Here is a 22,277-nt window from a genome sequence, read left to right on the forward strand (position 1 = left end):
CCTCGAATGTTGGGATGAAAAAATGGCGCAAACCGCAGAGATCCTGTTGCTTGCGCCATTTCGGACTTGTCGCCGGGACGTGTTACTTGCCGTAGATATCGAAGGCGAAGTACTTGTCCTGGATTTGCTTGTATTTGCCGTTTTCACGGATGGCCACGATGGCGCTGTTGATCTTGTCCTTGAGCGCATCACCCTTGCGCACTGCGATACCCACGCCGTCGCCGAAGTACTTGACGTCGGTGAAGGCCGGGCCAACGAACGCGAAGCCCTTGCCGGCGTCGGTTTTCAGGAAACCGTCATTAAGCAGCGTAGCGTCTGCCACGGTGCCGTCGAGGCGACCGGCCGTCACGTCCAGGTAGATTTCGTTCTGCGAGCCGTAAGGCTTGATCTCGGCACCCAGCGGGGCCAGGACTTCGCGGGCGAAACGCTCGTGGATCGAACCACGCTGCACGCCGATGTTCTTGCCCTTGAGCTCGGTCAGGCCGTCGCTGACCTGGGTGCCTTCCTTCATGACCAGGCGAGCCGGGGTGTTGTAGTACTTGTTGGTGAAGTCCACGGACTTCTTGCGATCTTCGGTGATCGACATCGACGACAGGATCGCGTCGATCTTGCGCACTTTAAGCGCCGGGATCAGGCCGTCGAACTCTTGCTCGACCCACACGCACTTGACCTTCATCTCTTCGCACAGGGCGTTGCCGATGTCGTAGTCGAAACCGACGATGCTGCCGTCCGGCGCTTTCGAGGCGAACGGAGGGTAGGCCGCTTCGATACCGATTTTCACAGGCTTGTCATCGGCGAAGGTGGGCAGGGACAGCACGGACAGTGCCAGGGCGCCAAGCAGCACGAGTTTCTTCATCTTGGGACTCCATCGGTAAAGGGCTAAAACAGCAGAGTGAGCGACAGCCCAATATGCGAATGAGTGGGACCGGAAATGTATTGCTACGTCCTAGGAAGCCCGCGGGATTTTCAACACGGGCAACGACGAGCGAGTGATCGGCATTCTAACGACAGGCCCGAGGTCGATATTTCTTCAATGCGACAACTAGTTACAGATGCCACGAGAAAGCCGCCCGGACACGTTGACAGCCCTGCAAATTCATGCAAGAGCAAAAGACAGTGAACCGATCTATGCTGCAAATTGCGGGCCTATTATTGGCAAAGCCTTCTAATCCGGCAAGCGCAGCGTGGGGTGTTATTTTTTTCAGCGGATTTTGTGGCCCTGATTGGGGCATGGGCGTTTCTGGATGCCCCGGGGCGGTGCGGCTGGTTACACATTCAGTTACTTGAATAGAGGAAGGTAACAGTGGGAATTGGGTGACAGGAGATGTCGATAATTATTGGCCGGGGAGTTATCCGGTGTTTGGGCGGGCGTCATCGCGAGCATGCTCGCTCCTACAGGGATCTCCAGTGGACACATTATGTGTGCCCCCCCAAAACACTGTGGGAGCGGGCTTGCCCGCGAAGACGCCCGCCTGAACACCACAGAATCCCCAGACAAAAAAAGCCCCGCCAGCTCAACACCGACGGGGCTTCTCAGTCACTCAGAACCGGCGCTTAAGCCACATTCATCGTCTTGTGCGTATCAATCAAATGCGCCACTACGCTCGGATCGGCCAGGGTCGAGATATCGCCCAAGCCATCGTACTCGGCCGTGGCAATCTTGCGCAGAATCCGGCGCATGATCTTGCCCGAACGGGTCTTCGGCAGCCCCGGCGCCCACTGGATCACGTCCGGTGAAGCAATCGGGCCGATCTCCTTGCGCACCCAGTTCTTCAGCTCGACGCGCAATTGCTCGCTCGGCTCTTCGCCGCCATTGAGGGTGACGTAGACATAGATGCCCTGGCCCTTGATGTCGTGCGGCACACCGACCACGGCGGCCTCGGCGACTTTCGGGTGCGCCACCATCGCGCTCTCGATCTCGGCGGTGCCCATGCGGTGGCCGGACACGTTGAGCACGTCGTCCACACGCCCGGTGATCCAGTAGTAACCGTCGGCATCGCGACGCGCACCGTCACCGGTGAAGTACATGCCACGGAAGGTCTTGAAGTAGGTGTCGACGAAGCGGTCATGGTCGCCGTACAGCGTACGCGCCTGGCCTGGCCACGAATCGAGAATCACCAGGTTGCCCTCGGCCTCGCCTTCGATGATGTTGCCCAGGTTGTCGACCAGCGCCGGCACCACACCGAAGAACGGACGCGCCGCCGAACCCGGCTTGAGGGCATGGGCGCCTGGCAGCGGGCTCATCATGTTGCCGCCGGTTTCGGTCTGCCACCAGGTGTCGACGATCGGGCAACGGGATTTGCCGACATTCTTGTAGTACCAGTCCCAGGCTTCAGGGTTGATCGGCTCGCCGACCGAACCCAACAGGCGCAGGCTGCTGCCGTCCGCCCCTTCGACCGCTGCGGTGCCGGACGCCATCATGGCGCGGATCGCGGTCGGTGCGGTGTAGAGGATGTTGACCTTGTGCTTGTCGACGATCTTCGCCACCCGGGTGATGTCCGGATAGTTCGGCACGCCTTCGAACAGCAGCGTGGTCGCGCCGTTGGCCAGCGGCCCGTAGACAATGTAGGAGTGACCGGTGACCCAGCCGACGTCGGCGGTGCACCAGTAGATTTCGCCCGGGCGGTAGTCGAACACGCGCTCATGGGTCATGGCCGCGTACAGCAGGTAACCGGCGGTGGTGTGCTGCACGCCCTTGGGCTTGCCGGTGGAACCGGAGGTGTAAAGGATGAACAGCGCTTCTTCGGCGCCCATCTCTTTTGGCGCGCACACGGTGCCCGCCACTTTCATCAGGTCTTCGTACCAGATGTCGCGGTGCTGGTTCCACTTGATGTCGCCACCGGTGCGCTTGCACACGATGACCTTCTGGATGCTGCTGGTTTCCGGGTTGGTCAGGGCGTCGTCGACGTTGGCCTTGAGCGACACCTTCTTGCCGGCGCGGATGCCTTCGTCGGCGGTGATCACCACTTTCGACTTGCAGTCGATGATGCGGCCGGCCAGGGCTTCCGGCGAGAAACCACCGAAGACTACCGAGTGGATCGCACCGATGCGGGCGCAGGCCAGCATGGCGACCACGGCCTCGGGGATCATCGGCATGTAGATAGTCACCACATCGCCGCGGTGCACGTCCTGGCCACGCAGGGCGTTGGCGAGCTTGCAGACCTGCTCGTGCAGTTCGCGGTAGGTGATGTTGCGGCTTTCGGAAGGATCGTCGCCTTCCCAGATGATCGCGACTTGGTCGCCGCGCTCGGCCAGATGGCGGTCGAGGCAGTTGTAGGAAACGTTCAGGGTGCCGTCGGCGAACCACTTGATGTCGACATGGTGATCGTCGAACGACGTCTGTTTCACCGTGGTGAAAGGCTTGATCCAGTCGAGGCGCTTGGCTTGTTCGCGCCAGAAACCGTCAGGGTTGACGACCGACTGCTGGTACATGGCTTTGTAGGTTGCCTCGTCGGTCAGCGTGTTGGCCGCTACCTCGGGACGAACGGGATACAGAGAAGCCGCACTCATCTTTCTTACCTCGGTGGAATAGTTGTTTTTGTATGGCACCAGTTTTAGCCGGGCCAGCACCATAGAACCATTCGACGATGGTAGTAACAATCCCCTACAAATTGTCGTGACAAGCTTCTGACCATCTCCGCCCTCCCCCTGTGGGAGCGAGCCTGCTCGCGATTGCGGTCTGTCAGTCACCGAAGCATTCACAGATAAACCGCTATCGCGAGCAAGCCCGCTACCACAAAAAATCAGAACACCCAAAGCACCCGGGTCAGCGATTGTTACAAAATCTGCCAAAGGTGTTTATCAAAACCCGGCCTATATGAATCCCGACCCCACGCCTAGAATTCGCTCCGCCAACAAGGCAAACCTGATTAACACAGTTGCAGCCCCCACGAAGGCCGTTAATCAAAACTCCGGTAATCAAGTTCCACACGCAACCCCAAAAAGGTTGCGTGACCCCACTCGACCTCTAAAAGGTAAAAACGAAATGAAAGCTTTATTAGTTCTGGCCCTCTCCAGCCTGTGCGCAACCGCCATGGCAGACGAGGTCCCGACTGATGTCGCACAGCAACAACCGGTTATCGAGGAATACACTTACTCCACACACCTGGACATCGCCAAAGTTGTATCGATGAGCGAAGTGCCCAATGTCTGCGAAGTGGTTCCCATGAAAATGGAATACGACGACTCCAAAGGCCAACGCCATATCCTGCGCTACAGCGTCATGGGCAACGGCTGCTCCAACGGCTGATCACCGCCCCTCTTCCTTCTAAACGGTTCGACCCATTCGCCTCGCTGTACAGGCCGATGAAGCGCCGAACCGTATAGATCGATTTATACGATTGATTCAAGCATTTATTTGCGCTTTTTAATCAAATTGATCGGCGTAGTATGAATTCCACACCAAGACATACAACGACTGCGAACTGGAGCAACCACCATGAAAACCCAACTGATTCTCGCCCTGACCCTTTCCGTACTGGCCGCCAACACATTCGCCGCTGACGGTTACGACCGCACGGGTTCGGCTGCCTTCTCCACCGCATCAGCCTCCTTCGCCGCCGATGGCGCTGACCACGTTGGCGCGTCCAAGCTCGCTGCCGACGGCGCTGATCACGTCGGTGCTTCCAAGCTGGCTGCCGATGGCGCTGATCACGTCGGTGCTTCCAAGCTGGCTGCCGATGGCGCTGACCACGTCGGTACTTCCAAGCTGGCTGCCGATGGCGCCGACCACGTAGGTGCGTCGAAGCTGGCTGCCGATGGTGCTGACCACGTCGGTGCGTCCAAGCTGGCTGCCGATGGCGCTGATCACGTCGGTGCTTCCAAGCTGGCTGCCGATGGTTCGGATCACGTGGGTGCCGCTCGCCTTAGCTGATCGTCCGGCATGACTTCACAGCCCGACTTCGGTCGGGCTTAGTTGTGTCCAGGCCGGTCAAAAACCGATCCAAAACACAAGATGTAGTAAAAAACCGGTTTTTTGCCTATTTTTTGAACAAAAAAAACCGACCGGAAAAATTAATCAAAAAAAATCTGCGCCCGCCATCTCCGGCCAAAGCCCTGTAAACCCTCGCTCCGACCGAAAAACCCTCCTGCTCGAGCGCTTCGTGCGCGGATTCGCCCCACCACGGCAGCAAAAATTTCCCTATAATGCCGCCTAAACCCGGCCTGCAATATTCCCTTACAGGGAGGACTGCCAGTCTGAAGCCCACGCCGAAGTCCTCAACGATTTCTGCGCCCGTCAGTGGCTCTCGGAACCCGGTACTAATTCATGTTTATTTGCCTGCGTGTACCGCTGCAAAAAACGCTATCAACGCGGCCAACAAGGCCGTGTGAAAAAACAGACCATCCAATTTCACACGGGCACTCTGGCCCTCACGCAGGAGACGACACGTCATGCTGAGCTGGGACGAATTCGACAAAGAAGACACGGAAGTCGTGGCAAAGAGCGCTAACGCCGGCCACCCCACCGAAGCCAATATGGACCGTCTCGACAGCGCCGGCGGTGCCGCCGCCCTGGAAGCCCGCGCCGTGACTTCCGCTGACTCGCCTGCCGTCGCACGCGCCAAGGCCTCCCTGGACAACCTCGACATCGCCGAAGGCCTGGCCGAACTCGAAGGCGCCTCCGCACGCGTCGCCGTCGACGAAAAAGCCATGATCAACTGCCGCGCCGACCTCAACCAGCTCGTGCCCTTCAAGTACGACTGGGCCTGGCAGAAATACCTGGACGGCTGCGCAAACCACTGGATGCCGCAAGAAGTCAACATGACCGCCGACATCGCCCTCTGGAAAAACCCGGAAGGCCTGACCGACGACGAACGCCGCATCGTCATGCGCAACCTCGGCTTCTTCTCCACCGCCGACTCCCTGGTCGCCAACAACCTGGTGCTGGCCGTCTACCGCCTGATCACCAACCCGGAATGCCGCCAGTACATCCTGCGCCAGGCATTCGAAGAAGCGATCCACACCCACGCCTACCAGTACTGCATCGAATCGCTGGCCATGGACGAAGGTGAAATCTTCAACATGTACCACGAGATCCCATCGGTCGCGAAAAAAGCCACTTGGGGCCTCAAGTACACCCGCTCCATCTCCGATCCGAAGTTCGAAACCGGCACCGTCGAAACCGACAAAGAACTGCTGCGCAACCTGATCGCCTACTACTGCGTCCTGGAAGGCATCTTCTTCTACTGCGGCTTCACCCAGATCCTTTCCATGGGCCGCCGCAACAAAATGACCGGCGTCGCCGAGCAGTTCCAATACATCCTGCGCGACGAATCCATGCACCTGAACTTCGGAATCGACGTGATCAACCAGATCAAAATCGAAAACCCGCACCTGTGGGACGCCGAAATGAAGGAAGAAGCCTCGCAGATGATCCTGCAAGGCACCCAACTGGAAATCGAATACGCCCGCGACACCATGCCTCGCGGCGTGCTGGGCATGAACGCGGCGATGATGGAGGACTACCTCAAGTTCATCGCCAACCGTCGCCTGTCGCAGATCGGTCTGAAGGAAGAGTACCCAGGCACCACTAACCCGTTCCCATGGATGAGCGAGATCATGGACTTGAAGAAAGAGAAGAATTTCTTTGAGACTCGGGTGATTGAGTATCAGACAGGTGGGGCGTTGAGCTGGGATTGATTCCTGAGTGAGCCGCGATTTGACGACTTGAACGACAAATCGAACATAGAAAGCCCTGATCTGATCAGGGCTTTTTTGTGGGTAAGAAAAAGTCGACTGGTGATGGAGGGGCAGCTAGATCTCCTACGAAAACTGCAGCACATTCCGTATTGAGCACCACGTCGAGCAGGTCTAATCTTCTTGCAGGTGCCTAAGAAACGCCCAACGTAGAAGCTATCTTCATCACACAGAAAGCATGCTGGCATCCGCCCACGTATGCACTGTTTGAAGAAAACGCTTGTTGGGATTTCTTAGATCCTCTACGTCGGGCTTGGCCCTCTTCAACTTCGCACGTAGAGGTAATGGATATGCCTGCCACCATCGCGCAACGCTCGGTCATCTCCGAGCCTTCCAGCTCGACCGTTTTTACTCGCCACAACCTGTCTCTTCACGCCCTACTCCTCGAAAACCAACCATGGTTCTGCGCTCGTGACATCGGTCGCCTGATGGGTGTACATCTCAGTGATCGCATGGTCCACAAGTTGGATAAGGATCAGCATCGGGTCCTATGGATCGAGAATTACCGGCAACCCGAAAAGCAGCTGATGCTCAGCGAGTCCGGGGTGTATGCGCTACTGGTGTATCACTACGTTCCAGGCAATCGATTGTTGCGTGAATGGTTAACCCAACAGGTGGTCCCGGCCTTGCGCGATGCGCAGCCCTCGGGGCATCCGGATCGGCCGATGGTGAGCTTGTTGGATTGGCCGCAGATGTCGTTGAGCATGCTGCATTGGCAGGGTGAAGGATGGATTCGGCTGCGGGATATGCCCTATCTGTTGATGGATCACACTCAATATCGGATGCCTGTGGTTAAGCCTTGGCGGCGCAGGATGATGGAGATGTTTCAGGCGTCGAAGCATTCGCTGAGCTAAGGCAACGCGACTGTAGGATCGCTCGCGAAACTCGTCATTCTTTTCTGTAGGAATTTTCGTAGACAACGGTAATGGCTAATCAGTATCGTCCGAGGGTTTTCAACCCTCGGCGGCTGTATGAGCGAAAAGAAAAAGGACACTGACTGGAGCGTGATCGAGATTCGGGCCGCTGTTGACGCCTACTTGAAGATGCTCGCGCTGGAGCTCAATGGTCAGAAATTCGTGAAGGCCCAAGAGAATCTCGCTCTGCGAGAAACGACCTTGCTCACTCGTACCAAAGGCTCGGTCGAGTTTCGGATGCAGAACATCTCCACTGTCCTAATGAACATGAATCGAAAGTTCATTGAGGGTTACAAACCCGCCAGAAACGTTGGCTCGAAGGTCGAGCAGGCAATTCGCGCAGTGCTGATTGAACGGGGAGTTAAGCCCGACGACCCCAAAGCACCGACAGCCGACGAAGAAACCCTCGAACGTCGAGCGGCCGCGCTTCAAAAACAGCCAATGAATGCACCGCCCAAGGGCATCAAGAAACCGAAGCTGGCGGCCAGCTCTCGCACGGCGTTTGTACGTGATCCTGAGGTGAGAGCCTGGGTTCGGAAGGAAGCGGAGGGACATTGCGAAGGCTGTGGCGAGCCTGCTCCATTTCTGAAACTTGACCTGCCGTTTCTCGAAGTCCACCACGTCAGGCCCCTGGCCCTAAAAGGTTCGGATCAAATCAGCAACGCCGTAGCGCTTTGCCCCAACTGTCACCGGCGTTGCCATCATTCGAATGACAGTGTGGAATTTACTGAGTCACTTTATGAAAAGGTTGGGCGGTTGATCCGCGAATAGCCGCGATATCAATCTGCGTGGCTCTACCCCACCACCTCAACATAACTCGACTCCCCACCACCCTCCGCCCCCGACAACCAACCCCACACAAACGCCAGCGTCGTCCGCCCTGCCCCATCGATCCCCACCGTGCCACGGGACCAGCCGGCCAGGATTTCGCCTTCGATGCTGATGCAGTGATAAAGCAGTTCGATGGTGTCGTCGCCGGTGACGCGGCCAACCTGGTGGCCGGTGCGGATTCGGCCGCCTTGGTAGGTGCTGGTAATGGCGTCGCCTTCGACCTGGTAATGGAAGACCGTACCTGTGCCGGAGAGGCCGTGGGTGTTGCCGGCTACGGTGAATCGGCGGTTGTTGAGGCGTTCGCTGACTAGGGAAAGAGGGGTTGGCATAGGGTACGGTCCTTGGGGTAAGGGTCATCATCCAGTTGATTGAAGTTGCTCGCGTTGCGTGACGTGCCTGACCATAACTGGAACAGTCTTCAAGACCAAACTCTCTGCGATGTCAGGCGTCGTAGCGATGCTCTCGCATCTGCAAGAAAGACCGGTGGCTCGCACATTGCGTAGCCATCCCGTGAAGCAGCGACAATTCCTCACGTCATCCCAGAAGCCTCCTACTGCCCCGATTTCTCCGGTTCGATAACGTCGCCCTGCTCTTCTCCAGAGCTGCCGATGGACGAACACACAGGGACAATCAGTGGCTGGCGAAAGGACATTCCCAAGGTCAGAAATCCTCCTTCCGGTGACGGCCATCACGTCACCTACCGTTTCATGACGCCCTCCGAACTCGCCGAACGCGAAACCCGGCAAAACGCCTACGAAGCCATGCTCGCCAGGCAAGACGACTACATGCGCAGACGTCAGGCCAACGAGGTCGAGCAAAAAACGGTGCATGCAGGTTGCGTCTTCGCCAAATCCTGCAAGCTGCCCGACGCGGTCATCAACTATTCCAACCCTTCGGGCCGAGTGCCTACCGACAGCCTCGCGGATTACGGTGAGATCGCCTGGCTTGGCGCTCGCGAAGCGGACGACGATGGCCTGCTGAAACTACGTACGATCAGCGGTTCCACGGTTTCGCTTGGCGTCGGGCAACTGGCACTTCGCGCGCCTGCGCTCACAGCGCCGGTCGCGGGCACCATCGCCGCCGTCGGCGCTACGACGGTGGCCGTGTTGACGGGTTTGGTGGCGGTGTTCTGGTCACCCCGCCTCGGCGACAGCGCGCTCTATAACGAAGACCAACTGCGAACCCTCAAGCATGCTCGCACCCGTATGCGCCTGCAAATCGAGCAAAAGGCGGACGGCAGTCTCAAGGGCTACGGGTTCTACACCGGCAACCACCGCGATTGGGAGATGGTTGATGTGGTGCAAGTCGCACTGCGTGACAGCCAGTACGTCGCGGATCTTGGGGAAGGCATTGAGTTGATCTGGACGCCGGCGGTCGATGGCGCCGACATCCTGGGCATTCCCAAGCTGGAGGCCGCTCCGCAGGCACCGCACATCTGGGTTTATCCGCCGACCCAACAGGCGGACAGCATGATCGTTGATCCGATCTATCCGCCTGAGTACAGGGATTTCATTCTTGTGTTTCCGGTGGGTTCATCAGTGAAGCCGGTTTACATTGTGCTGAGCGTGGGCGATCAGAAATACCATCAGGCACCCAAGGAACTGAAAGCCTTCCCTGACGCGGTAAAAGATAAATCCAAAAGCAGCGTTCAAGGTGGCGGCGCACGGCGCAAGCGCTGGAAAGATACGAAAGGTCGAATTTTCGAGTGGGACGCCCAACATGGGGCTGTTGAAATGTATGACAGACAAGGAAAGCATCTGGGCGAATTCGACCCAGAAACGGGTAAGCAAACCAAACCTGCGAAATCGGGACGAACCACGCCTAAATAAGCCGAGAGGTCTCTATGAGTCTGTGTATTACGGGCTTCCTGCCTGACGCGTTTGAAGACAGTTCATTGAAGTATGAGCTGTATGTAGATGACGAGTTCAACGAGCGGATTGTGGCGCTGCTAGGGCACATGAGCCTGGATGAAATGGCAGCAGGGGAATGGCTGTTGACTGCTGATCAGGTGGCGCAGATTTCGAGGTTGGTTGGAGAGGTGATTCCGTCTGATCTGGATATTTTTATTGGAGTGGAGGGTTAGGCTCACAATGCCAGGTAGTGCGCGTTCACATTGGTCAAAGCAGTGAGGAGTGAACCATGCGCTACCTATTGATCACTGGCTTCTATCCGGATGACAAGCAGGACGATTCTCTCCAGTTCGAGCTGGACATTGAAGGTATTGAGCTCAATGAAAAGGTCGCTCAACTCATTGAATCAAAGCCCCTCGCCGAAATGGAGCCGGGCGAATTACTGCTGAGCGAGCGTCAGGTGATGGCGCTCTCCGAACTTCTAGGCGTCGGGTTTCCTGATGGCCTGGAGTACTTTGTCGGCACTTGCCTCAAGAACCCGAGCCCGTCATGAAACTCGGTCTGACCGCAACGGGAAGTACAACAAACGGGTGGAGACAACTGGAGATCAGACACAGAGGATAGAGCCTTGAAGCACAGCGTCATGGGCGTACGCGATGGAGATTATTTCGCGTCATATGAAACAACACTGCCAATTCTCAGCAACGAGCTGGCTGCGTTAATGGGCTGGAAAGATAAAAAGGATTATGTGTACGACTACAAACTGACAAAAACACAGATCCGCGAAATCGAGAAAACCTGCGCGTTATCACTCCCGCATAACCTGACTCTTTTTTTAACCAGTAGCGAGCGTTGAGGAGAGCCAGAGGAACACGACAAGCGTCCTCGCCACGGGGTGAAAATCGCGAGCAGGCTCGCTCCACAGGTGCGGGGGCGAGCCGACTCCACTCAACGCCCCACGTGCCCCACCGCCTCCTCGAGCACCACCCTGACACCCCGCCGCTCCAGCTCCGCCTTCACCAGCAACTTCGTCACCTTGCCATAACCGGACTTGGGCAGCGCGTCCCAGAAGAACACCTGCTTGGGCATTTTGTAACGGGCAATCCTCGCGGCCATCCACTCCAGCAGCTCGCCCTCACTCAACACCGCGCCTTCCTTGCGTACACAGACCGCGACGCCGATTTCCCCCCACTGCGCATCCGGCAGGCCGAGCACGGCGGCTTCGGTGATGCCTTCATGCAGGAGGATTTTTTCTTCGATTTCTCGGGGGTAGATGTTGGAGCCGCCCGAGATGTACATGTCGGAAGATCGCCCGGTCAGGTAGATGAAACCGTCCTGGTCCATGTGCCCCATGTCGCCGGTGCGGAACCAGCCATTGCGGAATGCTTTGGCGTTCGCATCGGGGTTGTTGTAGTAGCCCACGAATACCGCCGGGCCCACGACGCAGACCTCGCCCGTGACGCCAGTCGGCAGCTCATTGCCCTGCTCGTCCTGAATCGAGACCTGCATGCCGGTGCGCTCGTAGCCGCAGGTTGATGGCCGTGAGGTCGCGCTTTGATGCTCGCAGGGCGGCAGCACGGTGATGTTGCCGGTCACTTCACCCAGGCCGTAATACTGAACCAGCACGGGGCCGAGTTTTTCCAGGGCGCGTTGCTTGTCGGCTTCGTACATCGGCGCGCCGGCGTAGACGACGTGGCGCAGGCTTTGGTGATCCCGTTGGTCCACGCTGGGGTGCTCGACCATCATTTTCAGCACGGTGGGCACGGTGAAGATGTTGGTCAGCCGGTGCTTTTCGATGAGTTCGAAGGCCAGGTCGATATCGAACCGGTCCGAGGGCAGCAGAACCGTAGTGCCGCCCCGCGCGACGATGTTCAGTTGGTGAATGCCCGCACCGTGGGACAGCGGCGCGACCACCAGCGACCCGTCGTGATGGGTGGTGCCTGGCAGGAGATCAGCCAGGTGGTTGTTGATCACGAACGCGAGCTGGCCATGGGTCAGAACGGCGGCCTTCGGCTTGCCGGTGGTTCCGGAGGTGAACAGGAACCAGCACGGCGTGTCTCGGGCGACGGCGGCATTGGGCACGGACTTGCCCAAGTGCGTGCGGATCAGGTCATTGGCAAGGGGACGCTGATCCGGCGCGGCAGGCCGGGTGCCTTCGAGCCAGATGAGGTCCGTCTGTGGCGCAGCCGCGCACACGGCGGCCGCGTATTCGGGGAAATCGCTCTGACACAGGAAGATCCGGCTCTGGGCCGTGGACGCCATGTAGATGACTTCGTCAGGCGTGATGCGGAAATTGGTCGGCACCCAGATCGCCCCGAGGCGTAAGGCGGCGAACAGCGATTCGAACATTTCGCTGCTGTTTTTCGAATGCACCAGCACCTTGTCGCCCGGCCCCAGGCCCCGCTCGGCGAGCCCGGCGGCCAGCGCGCTGACCCGGGCGTCGAACTGCGCCCAGGTCCAGGTGGTGTCGCCGTGGATGATCGCCGGATGATCGGGCAGGCGCCGCGCATTCTGGGTCAGCCAGTGCGCGAGGTTCATGACCCGTTCGGACACGGCCGGAATTTGAGCTGCCATCTTCATTTCGTCCGCTCCAGGATGGAGACGTAGTTGGTGACGGCCGCGCCTCCCATGTTGAAAACACCGGCCAACTGCGCGTTGGCGATCTGCATGTCGCCGGCTTCGTTCATCAGTTGCATGGCGGCCATCACATGCATCGACACGCCTGTGGCACCCAGTGGATGCCCCTTGGCCTTGAGGCCGCCGGAGAGGTTCACTGGCAGGCGGCCCGTCCGTTGGGTGATGCCCTCGTGTATCACTGTCCAACCCTGCCCGGGTTTGGCCAGCCCCATCGCTTCGTATTGCAGCATCTCGGCGATGGTGAAGCAGTCATGGGTTTCCACCAGGTCAAGATCGTCCAGCGCAATCCCGGCGGTTTCGCGGGCGGCATCCCAGGCGTGGCGCGCGCCTTCGAACACCAATGGGTCACGGCGCGAGAGCGGCAGGAAGTCATTGACGTGGGTGCGTGCACGAAAGCGGATGGCCCGGCCCAGTGCCGCCGCCGTCTCTTCATCGGCCAGCACGATCGCGGCCGCGCCGTCGGACACCAACGAGCAGTCGGTGCGGCGAAGCGGTCCGGCCACCAGGGGATTTTTTTCCGAGATTTTATTGCAGAACTGAACGCCCAGATCCTTGCGAATGTGGGCATAAGGGTTGTGCACGCCGTTGGCGTGGTTCTTCGCAGCGATCATCGCGAGCGCTTCGCGGTGATCGCCGTAGCGGTCGAAGTAGGCACTGGCGATCTGGCCGAAGATGCCGGCGAAGCCTTCGGGGCTTTCCTCTTCGCGGCGGTAGCAGCCGCTGAGCAGGATGCCGGGGACCACACTGGAAGGTACGGCGGTCATTTTTTCCGCGCCGATCACCAGGGCAATGCGGCCGCGACCGCTTTCGATGAAATCGGCCGCCGCGTGAATGGCGGCGGTGCCAGTGGCGCAGGCATTTTCAACCCGAACGGTCGGGGTAAAACGCAGGGCCGGTTCGCCCAGGGAGACCAAGGCACCTTCGAATCCTTGCGGGGTGAGACCGTTGTTATAGACCCCCACGCAGACCATGCCAACGTCCCCGGGGGCGACCTGGGCGTGATCGAGCGCAGCCCGCGACACGCGGGACATCAAGGACTCGACGTCCGGGTCGTCCAGCTTACCGAAAGGCGTATGAGCCCAACCCACAATGGTTGCTCGCCTAGCCATATGAAACCCTCCCATATACAGATGAAAGCCGCGACTGCTCAGCAAAACGGCGCGGCTGTTGGCCTTACGAGCACACCGAGTTCTGGAACGCGAAGACGCCCTTCTCGAACGCTGCCAGCATTTCCTCCACTTCGGCGTCGGAAATCGTCAGCGGCGGGCAGAACATCAGCCACTCGCCATACGCGGCACCGGCCGTGCGGCGTGAGAACAGCAGCAGCCCGTACTCGCGGCAGAGCAATCCGATCTTTTCGCTGGCGCGGACTTCATCGGTGAAGATTGCCTTGGTGTCCTTGTCGACGACGATTTCGACCGCCATGTGCAGGCCGATGCCCCGGATGTCGCCGATGACCCGAGTCCTGCTCTTGAGGTCCTCCAGACGCGTTCGGATTCTTTCACCCAACAAGGTGGCGCGCGGCATGAGGGCTTCGTCCTCCAGCACCTGGAGCACCATGTTGGAAGCCGCGCACCCCAGCGGATTGGCCGAGTAGGTATGGCCGTGCTTGAACCCGCCACTGAGCCGGACGTCATTGACCATCGCCGAGGACGCGAGCACCGCGCCCAACGGCGCGTAGGAACCGCTGACACCCTTGGCCAGGGTGACGATGTCGGGACGGCAGTCGGGCCAATGATGGGCCGCGAGGAATCGCCCGGTGCGACCGGCGCCGCTCATGATCTCGTCGTAGATCATCAGTACGCCGTAGCGGTCGCAGATCTGGCGACAGCGGTCGTAATAGTCGACAGGTGACATCAAGGCCCCCGTCGAAACGCCCCCCACCGGCTCGATCATGAACGCCAGCACGGTCTCGGGGCCCTGGGCGATGATGGTGTCTTCGAGTTGGCGAACGCAGCGATCGATCACATCGTCGACCGATTCATGGGCCGGTCGGCGATACAGCAACGGGGCATCGATCTTTGGCATGTCGACGAACATGGGCTTGTACGCTTTGGCGTAATCGGTATCGCCGGTGATGCCGAGCAAGGCGGTGGTGGCGCCATGGTAGGACGGCACGCGACTGATGATCTTGTAGCGGCTGGCCTGCCCGCGTGCGACCGCCACCTGACGGGCGAACTTGATCGCGGCCTCGTTGGCCTCGGAACCGCCGGACACGAAAAACGCCGCTTCGAAATCCCAGCCGCTCAGGCGGGCCAGTCGCTCGGCCAATGCCTGGCTGGGGTCGTTGTCCCAACGCATGCTGTGGGCGTAGATGATCTTGTTCATCTGCTCACGCATGGCTTCCAGCACCCTGGGATGAGCATGACCGATATTGACCGAGACTGCGCCGGAAGAGCCGTCCAATAAACGACGCCCGGTATGGTCCCATATATAAACCCCTTCACCTCTGACAACTTTGGGGAATTCGGCTGTACCGGTCGGAGTAATGAAATGTTGATATCGCAGAGCCATGACGAATCCTCTCTTGACGAATGAGTGCGCGGCCGAACTAATCGGCTGGACGAGTGTTTAAAAAATCAATGGAGCCGCTGACGTCCAAATGAGCAATAGACGGCGGACTTCTATAATTGAAGAGGTGAAACTTCTAAACTTTAAGCATTCGCCGTACGTTGCAGAAACCGCACGGTTCTTTCATTTTGTGGATGATCGAACAACTGCGCCGGCGGCCCGCGTTCAATAATGACTCCACCGTCCATGAACACCACTTCATCGGCCACTTCCCTGGCAAAGGCCATCTCGTGGGTGACCACAATCATGGTCATGCCCTGTTGGGCCAGATCGCGCATGACGTTCAGCACTTCTCCCACCAACTCGGGGTCGAGGGCGCTGGTGGGTTCGTCAAAGAGCATGGCATCGGGCTCCATCGCCAGTGCCCTCGCTATCGCCACCCGTTGCTTCTGCCCGCCGGAAATTTCATCGGGAAAGTAGTCGGCCCGATGGGCCAATCCGACCTTGGCCAGCAACTCGCGCGCCAGTGACTCCACGTCTCTGGCCCGCCGCCCCTTGACCGTCACGGGGCCTTCCATGACGTTGTGCAGGACGTTCATGTGCGGGAACAGGTTGAAGTCCTGGAACACCATCCCCAGTCGGGCGCGCACGGCGGCGACGCGCTTGGGGCTGTGGGCCTTGGCTGCGCCGGCCGTTGAATCGAAAAAGATTCGTTGACCGTCCAGCAGTATCGTCCCGGAATCCGGCTGCTCCAGGTAGTTGATGCACCTGAGCAGCGTGGACTTGCCGCTGCCGGACGGACCAATGATGACCACGACTTTCCCGGTCTCGATGGTGAGGTCGATGCCCCGCAGGACTTCGTGATCACCGTAAGCCTTGTTCAAGCTTTTGAGTTCGATCATGAGTTTTCTCCTACGGCCGAGCTTTGCGAGGCTGGCGCCGCCCGCGCGACCTTGCGCCGGTAACCGCCCTGAGTGCGTTTTTCCAGGTGCCGCACCAGCAATGCACAGGGGTAGCTGACCGACAGGTAGAGCACGCCACACACGGTATAAACGGTGAAATATTCATAGTTGCGGACCGCGATGATCTGGCCGGCAAACATCAACTCCTGAAGCGTGACCACGGAGGCCAGTGCGCTGTCCTTGAACAGCGCGATCAGGTAGTTACCCAACGACGGCAGCGTCAGGCGGATGGCCTGGGGAAGAACCACTCGACGGAACGCCTGAAACTCGCTCATGCCCATGGCCGCAGCGGCTTCTCGTTGCCCCTGTGGAATACCGTTGATACCGCCTCGATACACTTCACTCAAGTAAGCAATCATGCTCATTGAAAGACCGATCACGGCAGCACTGAATGGCGCGACCTTGATGCCGATGATCGGGAATACGTAATACACGTAGATCAATTGCAGGATGACCGGCGTACCGCGCATCACTTCCACGTAGATATGCGCAAGCAGGCGTAATACGCGATAGCGGGACAGTTGAGCCAGTGCCACGGGTATGGCCAAAACTGCACTCAGGCTGAATACGATAATGGTCAACAATACCGTGAGGCCCAACCCTCTCAGGAACACGGGCCAATATTCGAGTACGACTGAAACGTTGAATAAGTTCATGTTTCACCCCTTGGGCTTTACCAGTTTTTCTCAAGCGGGTGAAGAAACAGATTGCGATTGCTCAGACCGTACTTTTTCAATATCGCAGAGACCTCCCCCGTGCCTCTCACTTCAGCCAACGCCTGGGTATACGCGGCGCGGAAAGTGCAATCATCCTTGCGCAAACCGTAGCGTGCGTAGCCATACCCGTACCTGGTGATCATTTCTTCAGGAACCGGAACGTCCTTGAGCTGCTTGATCGGCAGCGAGGGGTTGGATTTGAGCCAGTCAACGACGGTGACATCATCCTCCAGCACCGCATCCACGCGGCCGGTGGTCAGCGCACCGATTTCCTGCTCGGCGCCGGGGAACGCGATCGACTCGGCCCCGATCTTGCGCAGGTATTCGTCCGCCGCAGAGCCCACCACGGCGCCGACTTTCTTGCCTTTGAGGTCGGCGTAGGAACTGATCTGCAAATCGGAGTTTGCCGGCAGCACGATGATCGGGCCGTACCACCACGAGGGCCCGGTAAAGCTGATGGCTTTGATCCGGTCCGGGGTGACGTGGATGTTGGTGCCAATCACATCGATGCGCCTGGACATCAGGCCCGGGACAAGTTGGCCAACGGGCGTTACTTCGTATTTTATCGAGGTGATGCCCATCCATTTCAGCGCCGCTTCATTGATCTCGACATCAATGCCCTCGGCCTTGCCGGTGGAAGTGTTCAGGAAGGAGTGAGGCGGCGCGGACACGATGCCGATCGTGACGCCGTCCTTGATGTACTGGCTGAAGGAGTCGTCCCCGCATTTCTCGTAGCTTGGGGCAACCTCATAGGCCATGGCGGGCATGGCGAGGTTGGCGACGGCGGCAAAGCAAAATGCCGAGAGGATGCACTTGGAAGCTTTCATGACTAAATTCCCTACCGAACGTGATTAGTTGAAATTGTTGGAACCGTTGGGTGGCAGTTACAAAGTCGTTGCTGCGGTACTCACAGGGCTTGATAAAGGCGGCTCTGCAGTCCGCTCGAATCTTGCTGTTGCTTAAGCTACGCCCAGTGGCTCAGTCCGACCATGGCGTCAGCCTTTGGCGGGGCAGCTGCCAAGCGGGCGTGATTGGGCGCTCAAAGCTTGATACATGTCCTCCTGTACTCTTGTATACATTGGTAATCCAGAAAAATCACCACGACGGGTGATTTCGCTTTGGGCGCCTGGCTATTCGACGGTGAGGCACTCCTGAACATGCGGCAAGAGCGCTTCCTTGAATTTCACCGAGTCGTTGCTCTTGAGAATGCTCAGCAGCTTTTCGTGGTCTTCGTACACCTTGGTATTGGGAACCCTCAAACCGACTGCGATGAGGATCTTGCGCGACATCTTGTCCCAAATGTCCAATAGCGTCTTGTTGCCGCTGGCCAGATAGATGGCACGATGAAAATCCATGTCTGCCTGGGCTGCCAGGAATGCAGAGCCCTTGCGGATGGCGCCCTGCAAATTGAACAGGGCATCTTCGAAGGGTTCGAGCAAACGTGGGTCCTTGGCAATGGCCGCCATCGCCAATTCGACCGCATGGTTCTCCAGGACGACGCGCACCGAAAGCATCTGCTCCAGGGATTCACGATCCACGTCCACCAGGCACAATTCGCGGTTGGTCGTGACGACAATGCCCTGGCTTTCGAGGGTCTTGAGGGCTTCGCGCACCGGCACCCGACTGACACCAAAGGCTTCGGCCAGCTCTACCTCAATTAGCCGGGCACCCGGAGCCAGATCCCCATGAATCGCCGCGCTGACGATAGAGTCGGCGACCTGATCCCCCAGCGTGCGGGACCGCTCATTGGCTACGACCGGGAATTTGGAGAGTGCCATTTCCTGTTTACCTTTTGGCCCGATGGGCAGAGCATTGGTCTCAATGTATTTAAGTATACATATATACAGATCGACTTCAATACCGCTTGTCTTCTCTGCAATGGCGCCTTTGTGGAGGCGATGAGGTCGATGAAAAGCAGTCATGTCCCCGGATCTGTCGTGAGCAGGTCCGCTCCCGCAAATGGGCAGCGCGTGAATTCAGTGAGTGCATCCCTGCCCGCCTCCCGCTATTAATACCCATTTGCTCACGGAACCGAGACTGACATGAAATTCGACCTCGCCTACTGCCTCAGCCTCGACGACAAGTTGTCGATCTATGACGTGCGGGATCTGAATTTCGACGAGACGGTGGCGTTCGATTCCGCCAAGGAACACTTCCAGTGCCCCAACGACGCCTGTCGTTCGGCATTCGATGCGGCGAATGTGCTGACCACGTTCAATGCCAAGAACGTCAATTACGTGCGCACCCCGCACTTCAAGAACACACCGGGCACGCGGCATGTGGCGGATTGTCCTTATGCCAGCCTCAAGGCGTCGGGGGTGGACGGTGCGGAAACGGATGACGGGCGTGAGGAGCATTTTCCGTCGGAGCTGTTGCTGACCCGGCGTCAGTATGTGCGCAGGCCGTCGAGCCCGGCGGCTGCGGTGGCGGATGGGCAGGACGCGCCTGTGCCCTCCTCGTCGACGGTCCGTGCCGAGCACTCAGGCCGCGAGTCGTCGCCGGACAAGACCAGTGTCTTTGCCCATCCGGTTGAGTGTTTCGTCTCGAACTTCGCCGACAAGGAGCTGCTCAAGCGCATGCCGCTGAAGGTGGGCGAGCACACGGCGCCGTACGCTTCGTTCTTCAAGAAGATCGAGTACCTGACGGACAACAAGGGGCTGATTTACTGGGGCCGGATCAAACAGATCAAGGATTACACCCAGAGCTTTCGCATCGATTTCGAGCAGAAGGTGTGGTTCAAGCAGGCGGACGAGGCGAAAAAAAAACCGTATTCGGTGAACGTCTACCTCAGCAAAAAGTTGATCGAGGGTTACCGCAAGCGCAAAGCGTTTCTGCAAGAGATCAAGCATGCCATCGACAGCGAGGCCGAGTTGTATTGCTTCTTTTATGGCGTGACGCCGGCGTTGACGCAGGTGCCGAGCAAGAAAAATCCCGAGCAGACGTTCGGGGTGTTCAGCGCGAACATCGAGAACCTGGATCACTTCATTATTCGGGAGGCGCCGGGGCTGGAGGCGAAATAGCAGCCTTCAGTTCAGGGCCATGCTGATCATGACCAGAACCAGCAACCCGACATACACCCGCGCATGGATCCGGTCCGGAATTCGACCAATCCAGCGCGTGGCCAATCGAATCCCCAGCATCGACCCCACGGTCAACACCGCAAACGCCAGCAGATCCACATACCCGATAAACCACGGCCCCAGATCGAGCGTCCCGAAACCTGCCATCGACAGGTAGGTCAGCGTACCGGCCACCGCCACCGGCAGGCTCAACGGGTTCGCCATCGAGGTCGCTTGATTCATGCTCAACCCGCATCGACGCAATAATGGGACCGTCATGACACTGCCCCCCACGCCAAGAAACGTAGCGATGACGCCGATTCCTACGCCACCGACAGATACTTCTGCTCGGCCCAATCGACGTGTGTTGCCGGTGCCAGGCGGCGTGAGAAACCCTTGCCTGAACAGGCAATCCACAATGGTCAAGCCAAGGTAGGCGATGAACGCGTACCGAATCACCTCACCGCTGACCCAGGTCGCCGCGACGGCCCCCAACACGGCACCGATGGCAATGAACCCGCCCAATGGCCACAGGTAATGGCGAACCAGATTACCCGCGCGTCGATGCTTTCCGGTGGCGACCAGCGCATTGACGATCATCACGCAGGTCGAGGTGGCGACGGCGATGTGCATTGCCGATTGCCCCATCGGATCGTCGACCGAGTGATGGGCCATGAGCATGCGGTACAGCAAGGGCACCACGACGAAACCACCGCCAAAGCCAAACAACACCGCAGTGACGCCAGTCATGCAGCCGAAGAGTGTCAGCAAGAGGTAGGACATCACGGGCTTCCATCGGATTGAGAGCGCTCGACGATAGAGTGAAGTGGCTTGGCCGGCCTCAGCAAATAGGCCAATAATGTTCGCGTTTACGCCAAACGCGGGAGCCGCCCGATGCGCAATGTTTCGATTGATGTGCTGGACGACACGCCCCGGCGGGTGGTGGCGATCGGTACGGATTACGCCTACGGCCAGGTGTTGCCACGTCATACACACCGCAGGGCGCAATTGTTGTACGGCGCCACCGGGGTGATGCAGGTGAGCACGCACGATGGCAATTGGGTGGTGCCGCCACAACGGGCCGTGTGGATACCACCGGGGATGGCACACGAAGTGTTGATGCTGGGGGTGAGCACGCGCAGTGTGTACATCGAGCCGGGGGAGGTGGACCTGGGCGGCCGTTGTCAGGTGATCAATGTCTCGCCGTTGATGCGGCACTTGTTGATGGAGGCCGCAGAGGTGGCGCCGGTGTACGACGAGACCGGCCGCGATGGGGCATTGATCGATCTGCTGCTGCACGAACTGGCGCGCAGTGCTCACCTGCCGTTGCACATTCCGTTGCCCGAGGAGTCGCGGCTGCTCGGGTTGTGCCAGCTGTTTCTGCAGCGGCCCGATGCTCATCAGTCGCCGCAGCAATGGGCGAGTCAAATGCACGTCAGCCTGCGCACGTTCAATCGCCTGTTTCGCCAGCAAACCGGCCTGAGCTTCAGCCAATGGCGACAGCGTGCCTGTGTAGTGCTGGCGCTTGCCCGACTGGCCGTGGGTGAGCCGGTGACGCGTATTGCGCTGGACTTCGGCTATGACAGCCCGGCGGCCTTCTCGACCATGTTCCGGCGTGTGCTGGGCCATGCACCGTCCGTCTGGATGGCGGAGGCAAACTAGAAAAAAACAAAAAATCAATTTGATCCGGGCCGAAAACAACTGTACAAAAACACAGTACATTTTGGATCAGCACTCTCGAGCCCGGAGCACACCATGGCCTCTTATGCGATGAAAATCACCCTGGAACGTATCGCCCTCTTCCAATTCACCCCCACCCATTGCGCCCAGGCCCGGGCGATGCTGGGCTGGAGTGTTGATGAGTTATCGCGGGAGACCGGGGTGGCGGTAGCCGAAATCGAACGGTTCGAGGCCCGGCGCGAGGTGGCGGACGCCGACCGCTTGGCGCTGGCCTATCGCTTTGAGTCCGAGGGGCTGATGTTCTTCCCGGGGTTTGCGCCGGGGCGGGTGATCGGTGGGAAAGGCGCAGTGGCAGAATCGCGAGGGCAGACGGATTTTGTGAATGGTTGAGTGAGATGAATCATTGATTGGCGATTATTCC

The 22,277-nt window shown here is 58.7% G+C and carries 23 protein-coding genes; 11 read left to right on the forward strand and 12 right to left on the reverse strand.

What is annotated here, in order from left to right; all coding sequences use genetic code 11:
• Nucleotides 1-82 precede the first annotated feature (82 nt).
• A complete protein-coding gene (locus ACM6IM_RS27690; RefSeq protein WP_192305771.1) occupies nt 83-856 on the reverse strand; it encodes an ABC transporter substrate-binding protein in 774 nt (257 codons plus the stop codon).
• A gap of 698 nt (nt 857-1,554) precedes the next feature.
• Nucleotides 1,555-3,510, reverse strand: coding sequence for an acetate--CoA ligase (gene acs / locus ACM6IM_RS27695; protein ID WP_192305769.1), 1,956 nt, complete (start codon nt 3,508-3,510; stop codon nt 1,555-1,557).
• 475 nt (nt 3,511-3,985) lie between these two features.
• Here acs and ACM6IM_RS27700 point away from each other — a divergent pair, with 475 nt between their 5' ends.
• Complete coding sequence (locus tag ACM6IM_RS27700) at nt 3,986-4,249, forward strand: DUF2790 domain-containing protein (protein ID WP_085578243.1); 264 nt, start codon at nt 3,986-3,988, stop codon at nt 4,247-4,249.
• 294 nt (nt 4,250-4,543) lie between these two features.
• Here ACM6IM_RS27700 and ACM6IM_RS27705 read toward each other — a convergent pair whose 3' ends face one another.
• Nucleotides 4,544-4,849, reverse strand: coding sequence for a hypothetical protein (locus ACM6IM_RS27705; RefSeq protein WP_414866848.1), 306 nt, complete (start codon nt 4,847-4,849; stop codon nt 4,544-4,546).
• Between the two features lie 542 nt (nt 4,850-5,391).
• Here ACM6IM_RS27705 and ACM6IM_RS27710 point away from each other — a divergent pair.
• The 3 genes from ACM6IM_RS27710 to ACM6IM_RS27720 all read left to right on the forward strand — a co-directional run bounded on the left by ACM6IM_RS27710 (nt 5,392) and on the right by ACM6IM_RS27720 (nt 8,381).
• On the forward strand, nt 5,392-6,639 hold the full coding sequence (locus tag ACM6IM_RS27710) for a ribonucleotide-diphosphate reductase subunit beta (RefSeq protein ID WP_414866849.1): 1,248 nt from the start codon (nt 5,392-5,394) through the stop codon (nt 6,637-6,639).
• Nucleotides 6,640-6,986: 347 nt separating this feature from the next.
• On the forward strand, nt 6,987-7,550 hold the full coding sequence (locus ACM6IM_RS27715; RefSeq protein ID WP_414866850.1) for a Bro-N domain-containing protein: 564 nt from the start codon (nt 6,987-6,989) through the stop codon (nt 7,548-7,550).
• Between the two features lie 117 nt (nt 7,551-7,667).
• Nucleotides 7,668-8,381, forward strand: a complete 714-nt coding sequence (locus ACM6IM_RS27720) for an HNH endonuclease (protein WP_371048518.1) — start codon at nt 7,668-7,670, stop codon at nt 8,379-8,381.
• Between the two features lie 23 nt (nt 8,382-8,404).
• Here the strand turns inward: ACM6IM_RS27720 and ACM6IM_RS27725 are convergent, their stop codons facing one another.
• On the reverse strand, nt 8,405-8,770 hold the full coding sequence (locus ACM6IM_RS27725; RefSeq protein ID WP_414866851.1) for a hypothetical protein: 366 nt from the start codon (nt 8,768-8,770) through the stop codon (nt 8,405-8,407).
• A gap of 279 nt (nt 8,771-9,049) precedes the next feature.
• Here ACM6IM_RS27725 and ACM6IM_RS27730 point away from each other — a divergent pair, with 279 nt between their 5' ends.
• The 4 genes from ACM6IM_RS27730 to ACM6IM_RS27745 all read left to right on the forward strand — a co-directional run bounded on the left by ACM6IM_RS27730 (nt 9,050) and on the right by ACM6IM_RS27745 (nt 11,147).
• Complete coding sequence (locus tag ACM6IM_RS27730; protein ID WP_414866852.1) at nt 9,050-10,270, forward strand: colicin E3/pyocin S6 family cytotoxin; 1,221 nt, start codon at nt 9,050-9,052, stop codon at nt 10,268-10,270.
• A 14-nt stretch (nt 10,271-10,284) separates the two neighbouring features.
• Entirely contained in the window at nt 10,285-10,524 is a 240-nt protein-coding gene (locus tag ACM6IM_RS27735) for a pyocin S6 family toxin immunity protein (RefSeq protein WP_414866853.1), read from the forward strand.
• Nucleotides 10,525-10,580: 56 nt separating this feature from the next.
• Nucleotides 10,581-10,844 (forward strand): pyocin S6 family toxin immunity protein, encoded by a 264-nt coding sequence (locus ACM6IM_RS27740; RefSeq protein WP_371048522.1) that lies wholly within the window; start codon nt 10,581-10,583, stop codon nt 10,842-10,844.
• A gap of 75 nt (nt 10,845-10,919) precedes the next feature.
• Nucleotides 10,920-11,147: a hypothetical protein gene (locus tag ACM6IM_RS27745; RefSeq protein WP_371048523.1), complete on the forward strand. Its 228-nt coding sequence runs from the start codon at nt 10,920-10,922 to the stop codon at nt 11,145-11,147.
• A 92-nt stretch (nt 11,148-11,239) separates the two neighbouring features.
• Here the strand turns inward: ACM6IM_RS27745 and ACM6IM_RS27750 are convergent, their stop codons facing one another.
• The 7 genes from ACM6IM_RS27750 to ACM6IM_RS27780 all read right to left on the reverse strand — a co-directional run bounded on the left by ACM6IM_RS27750 (nt 11,240) and on the right by ACM6IM_RS27780 (nt 19,039).
• Entirely contained in the window at nt 11,240-12,871 is a 1,632-nt protein-coding gene (locus tag ACM6IM_RS27750) for an acyl-CoA synthetase (RefSeq protein ID WP_414866854.1), read from the reverse strand.
• Complete coding sequence (locus ACM6IM_RS27755; protein WP_414866855.1) at nt 12,868-14,037, reverse strand: acetyl-CoA acetyltransferase; 1,170 nt, start codon at nt 14,035-14,037, stop codon at nt 12,868-12,870. Before ACM6IM_RS27755 ends, ACM6IM_RS27750 begins: the two co-directional genes overlap by 4 nt.
• A gap of 64 nt (nt 14,038-14,101) precedes the next feature.
• A complete protein-coding gene (locus ACM6IM_RS27760; RefSeq protein ID WP_414866856.1) occupies nt 14,102-15,442 on the reverse strand; it encodes an aspartate aminotransferase family protein in 1,341 nt (446 codons plus the stop codon).
• Between the two features lie 140 nt (nt 15,443-15,582).
• Nucleotides 15,583-16,341, reverse strand: coding sequence for an amino acid ABC transporter ATP-binding protein (locus ACM6IM_RS27765; protein ID WP_371048527.1), 759 nt, complete (start codon nt 16,339-16,341; stop codon nt 15,583-15,585).
• Nucleotides 16,338-17,057, reverse strand: a complete 720-nt coding sequence (locus tag ACM6IM_RS27770) for an amino acid ABC transporter permease (RefSeq protein ID WP_414866857.1) — start codon at nt 17,055-17,057, stop codon at nt 16,338-16,340. The genes ACM6IM_RS27765 and ACM6IM_RS27770 overlap by 4 nt, the downstream gene beginning before the upstream one ends.
• A gap of 17 nt (nt 17,058-17,074) precedes the next feature.
• On the reverse strand, nt 17,075-17,944 hold the full coding sequence (locus ACM6IM_RS27775; protein WP_371048528.1) for a transporter substrate-binding domain-containing protein: 870 nt from the start codon (nt 17,942-17,944) through the stop codon (nt 17,075-17,077).
• 303 nt (nt 17,945-18,247) lie between these two features.
• A complete protein-coding gene (locus ACM6IM_RS27780) occupies nt 18,248-19,039 on the reverse strand; it encodes a GntR family transcriptional regulator (protein WP_371048529.1) in 792 nt (263 codons plus the stop codon).
• Nucleotides 19,040-19,159: 120 nt separating this feature from the next.
• Here ACM6IM_RS27780 and ACM6IM_RS27785 point away from each other — a divergent pair, with 120 nt between their 5' ends.
• Entirely contained in the window at nt 19,160-20,137 is a 978-nt protein-coding gene (locus tag ACM6IM_RS27785; protein WP_414866858.1) for a hypothetical protein, read from the forward strand.
• A gap of 6 nt (nt 20,138-20,143) precedes the next feature.
• Here ACM6IM_RS27785 and ACM6IM_RS27790 read toward each other — a convergent pair whose 3' ends face one another.
• Nucleotides 20,144-20,959 (reverse strand): sulfite exporter TauE/SafE family protein, encoded by an 816-nt coding sequence (locus ACM6IM_RS27790; RefSeq protein ID WP_414866859.1) that lies wholly within the window; start codon nt 20,957-20,959, stop codon nt 20,144-20,146.
• Between the two features lie 111 nt (nt 20,960-21,070).
• Between ACM6IM_RS27790 and ACM6IM_RS27795 the strand changes: the two genes are divergently transcribed.
• Together ACM6IM_RS27795 and ACM6IM_RS27800 are read left to right on the forward strand one after the other, a co-directional pair.
• The gene (locus tag ACM6IM_RS27795; RefSeq protein WP_414866860.1) at nt 21,071-21,838 is read left to right on the forward strand and encodes an AraC family transcriptional regulator; all 768 of its coding nucleotides are present in this window, start codon (nt 21,071-21,073) and stop codon (nt 21,836-21,838) included.
• A gap of 93 nt (nt 21,839-21,931) precedes the next feature.
• A complete protein-coding gene (locus tag ACM6IM_RS27800) occupies nt 21,932-22,246 on the forward strand; it encodes an XRE family transcriptional regulator (RefSeq protein WP_371048533.1) in 315 nt (104 codons plus the stop codon).
• Nucleotides 22,247-22,277: the final 31 nt, after the last annotated feature.

Origin of the sequence: Pseudomonas sp. IT-P12 (genome assembly GCF_949767465.1) — a bacterium.
Taxonomy (GTDB): domain Bacteria; phylum Pseudomonadota; class Gammaproteobacteria; order Pseudomonadales; family Pseudomonadaceae; genus Aquipseudomonas.

Excerpts from the sequence above, each read along its gene's own strand:
- ACM6IM_RS27765 (WP_371048527.1), bottom strand. The coding sequence starts at position 16,341 with ATGATCGAACTCAAAAGCTTGAACAAGGCTTACGGTGATCACGAAGTC.
- ACM6IM_RS27710 (WP_414866849.1), top strand. The coding sequence starts at position 5,392 with ATGCTGAGCTGGGACGAATTCGACAAAGAAGACACGGAAGTCGTGGCA.
- ACM6IM_RS27795 (WP_414866860.1), top strand. The coding sequence starts at position 21,071 with ATGCGCAATGTTTCGATTGATGTGCTGGACGACACGCCCCGGCGGGTG.
- ACM6IM_RS27750 (WP_414866854.1), bottom strand. The coding sequence starts at position 12,871 with ATGAAGATGGCAGCTCAAATTCCGGCCGTGTCCGAACGGGTCATGAAC.
- ACM6IM_RS27715 (WP_414866850.1), top strand. The coding sequence starts at position 6,987 with ATGCCTGCCACCATCGCGCAACGCTCGGTCATCTCCGAGCCTTCCAGC.
- ACM6IM_RS27740 (WP_371048522.1), top strand. The coding sequence starts at position 10,581 with ATGCGCTACCTATTGATCACTGGCTTCTATCCGGATGACAAGCAGGAC.
- ACM6IM_RS27730 (WP_414866852.1), top strand. The coding sequence starts at position 9,050 with ATGGACGAACACACAGGGACAATCAGTGGCTGGCGAAAGGACATTCCC.
- ACM6IM_RS27800 (WP_371048533.1), top strand. The coding sequence starts at position 21,932 with ATGGCCTCTTATGCGATGAAAATCACCCTGGAACGTATCGCCCTCTTC.
- ACM6IM_RS27720 (WP_371048518.1), top strand. The coding sequence starts at position 7,668 with ATGAGCGAAAAGAAAAAGGACACTGACTGGAGCGTGATCGAGATTCGG.
- ACM6IM_RS27735 (WP_414866853.1), top strand. The coding sequence starts at position 10,285 with ATGAGTCTGTGTATTACGGGCTTCCTGCCTGACGCGTTTGAAGACAGT.
- ACM6IM_RS27785 (WP_414866858.1), top strand. The coding sequence starts at position 19,160 with ATGAAATTCGACCTCGCCTACTGCCTCAGCCTCGACGACAAGTTGTCG.
- ACM6IM_RS27775 (WP_371048528.1), bottom strand. The coding sequence starts at position 17,944 with ATGAAAGCTTCCAAGTGCATCCTCTCGGCATTTTGCTTTGCCGCCGTC.
- ACM6IM_RS27725 (WP_414866851.1), bottom strand. The coding sequence starts at position 8,770 with ATGCCAACCCCTCTTTCCCTAGTCAGCGAACGCCTCAACAACCGCCGA.
- ACM6IM_RS27690 (WP_192305771.1), bottom strand. The coding sequence starts at position 856 with ATGAAGAAACTCGTGCTGCTTGGCGCCCTGGCACTGTCCGTGCTGTCC.
- acs (WP_192305769.1), bottom strand. The coding sequence starts at position 3,510 with ATGAGTGCGGCTTCTCTGTATCCCGTTCGTCCCGAGGTAGCGGCCAAC.
- ACM6IM_RS27790 (WP_414866859.1), bottom strand. The coding sequence starts at position 20,959 with ATGTCCTACCTCTTGCTGACACTCTTCGGCTGCATGACTGGCGTCACT.
- ACM6IM_RS27755 (WP_414866855.1), bottom strand. The coding sequence starts at position 14,037 with ATGGCTAGGCGAGCAACCATTGTGGGTTGGGCTCATACGCCTTTCGGT.
- ACM6IM_RS27780 (WP_371048529.1), bottom strand. The coding sequence starts at position 19,039 with ATGACTGCTTTTCATCGACCTCATCGCCTCCACAAAGGCGCCATTGCA.
- ACM6IM_RS27700 (WP_085578243.1), top strand. The coding sequence starts at position 3,986 with ATGAAAGCTTTATTAGTTCTGGCCCTCTCCAGCCTGTGCGCAACCGCC.
- ACM6IM_RS27770 (WP_414866857.1), bottom strand. The coding sequence starts at position 17,057 with ATGAACTTATTCAACGTTTCAGTCGTACTCGAATATTGGCCCGTGTTC.
- ACM6IM_RS27760 (WP_414866856.1), bottom strand. The coding sequence starts at position 15,442 with ATGGCTCTGCGATATCAACATTTCATTACTCCGACCGGTACAGCCGAA.